1 protein-coding gene is annotated in these 2,027 nt (G+C 72.0%); it reads right to left on the bottom strand.

The genetic code is table 11. The features are described 5' to 3' along the window. The coding region (locus ABGA94_RS00030) for a FimV family protein (RefSeq protein ID WP_375365945.1) at positions 1-1,911 on the bottom strand (1,911 nt) is incomplete at its 3' end. Between the last annotated feature and the right edge of the window lie 116 nt (positions 1,912-2,027).

The raw sequence follows: 2,027 nt of genomic DNA, 5'->3' as shown, positions 1-2,027 counted from the left end.
GGCCAGCTCAAGGCGCTCCTGCCCGGCGCGCGGCGCCCAGCCGGCATCGCCGGCCGGCGCCGCAGTACCGTCTTCATGCGGCGCTGCGGCCAGCGCGTCGTGCGGCGCTGCGCCTGAAGCCTCGCCGTCAGGGTGCTCGGCCGGCAGGTCGAACACGCCGCGGAACTGCGGCTGCTGTTCGGCATGCAGCGCGTAGTCCGGCACTGCCACCTCGCCGGGGGCCGCCTGCGCGAGCAGCTCATCCTGCGCTGCGGCGGCCGGCGTGGGATCATCCTCCCGCGTGGGCACCGGCTCGTCCCAGCGCGGCAGGTCGGTCACTGCCTCGGGCAGCTCCACTACTTCGTCATCGCGCAGCGTCTGCGCCTGCCAGTCAGCCTGGGCGGCGACGTCGGCGACCGGTTCGGCAGCCACGTCATCCTGCCCCCCGGTTTCGCTCGCCCAAGCCGGCATCGCCGGCTCCTGGCGGCCCGCTTCGGGCACCACCGACGACCACGAGGACTGCTCGGCCAGGGTATCCAGCGCCGCGCCCGCCGGTACCGCAGCGGTCAGACCGGCGGCATCGTCTTCGTCGCGCAGCGGCGGCAGCGGCGATGGCTTGCGACGACGCAGCAGCCAGGCTGCACCGGCCGCCAGCAGCAGCACCGGCAGCCCCAGCCAGTACCACGGCGTTGCCGCATCGCGGGTATCCGGTACCTGTGCCAGGCGCTGCTGCGCGGCGGCCAGGTCGTTGTCCTTCATCGCGATCAGCGACTGCTGCTGTTCCTTGAGTTTTTCCAGGTCGGCGACGCGCTGCTTCAGCTCGCCAATCTCGGCATCGCGGGTCGCGATGTCCTCGCGTGCCTGGCGCAGTTGTTCGTTGCCCAGCATGTCACCCTCGCTGCCGGCTCCAGTGCCGGTGGTTGTGCCCGCGCGCGCGGCGTCGGAAGCCAGCGCCGGGGCGATTTCAAGTCGTGCCCCATTGGCCGCGGCCGGGGAAGAAGCGTTCGTGGTTGCCGCCGCGGCCACCGGGGCGACGGTACCCGCCGGTTGCGGCACGGTGCGCGCCTGCCGCCACTGCGCTGCATGCTCGCGCACCAGCGCTGCGGCCTCGGCGGCATCGACCGCCGCCAGTGCATCGCTGCCGGGCATGCGCAGTACGGCGCCTTGCTTGAGCAGGTTGACGTTGCCGCGGATGAAGGCCTCCGGGTTGGCCCGCAGCAGGGCGATCATCGCGCGGTCGCGGCTGACCTGGTTGCCGCGGGCCACCGCGCTGGCGATCTGCGACAGGGTCTGCCCACGCTGGACGATGACGCTGCCATCGGCTGCCTGCGCGGCAGCGGGTGCATCCCCTGCACGCGGGCGAGCCGATGCAGGTGCCGGCGCTGCCGCAGTGGACGGCGCAGGTGCGCTTGCGCTCTCCGCAGCGGCCGGCGCCGGTGCAACGTCTCGCACGATGGTGTTGGAGAGGGTACCGGCCGGCGCGACGATTTCCGGTTCGGCCACCGCCAGTGCGCTGGAGGGCGCATCGACCAGCGCCGAGTATTCGCGCACCAGGCGGCCCTGGCCCCAGTCGGCCTCGATCAGGAAGCTCAGCGACGGGGTTTCGACCGGCGTCTGCGAGGTCACCCGCACCACCGCCCTGCCCTGCGCATTGCGGGTCAGTTCGAACTGCAGCTCGCTGACCAGCCCGGCCGGCCGCTGCAGGCCAACGCGTTCGAAGGTGACCGCAGAGGCCAGCGCGACGCGCAGGTTCTCCAGTTCGGATGGATCGGCCGAGACTACCGGGATTTCGGCCAGCAGGGGCTGGCCTGGCTTGGACAGGACACGGATGTCACCCAAGCCCAGGGCAAGCGCCGAACTGCTGGCCAGGGCCAGCAGCGCGGTGGAAAGATAGAGGAGCGGGCGCTTTGCGCCCCTGGCCCGTTTATTCATGGGCGACACTATAAAGCGTGCGCACCGGGGTCCGCACCCACCGAGGGGACCTTCGGTAGCGCCGGCCACTGGCCGGCAGCACCACATGCCCATCACGGCAATGCCGGCCAGCGGCC

This window comes from Stenotrophomonas sp. 3diitr2024 (assembly GCF_042136455.1).
Lineage (GTDB): Bacteria > Pseudomonadota > Gammaproteobacteria > Xanthomonadales > Xanthomonadaceae > Stenotrophomonas > Stenotrophomonas sepilia.
The sequence above is the reverse complement of the archived record's forward strand: the minus strand, read 5'-3'. Positions and strand labels throughout refer to the sequence as shown.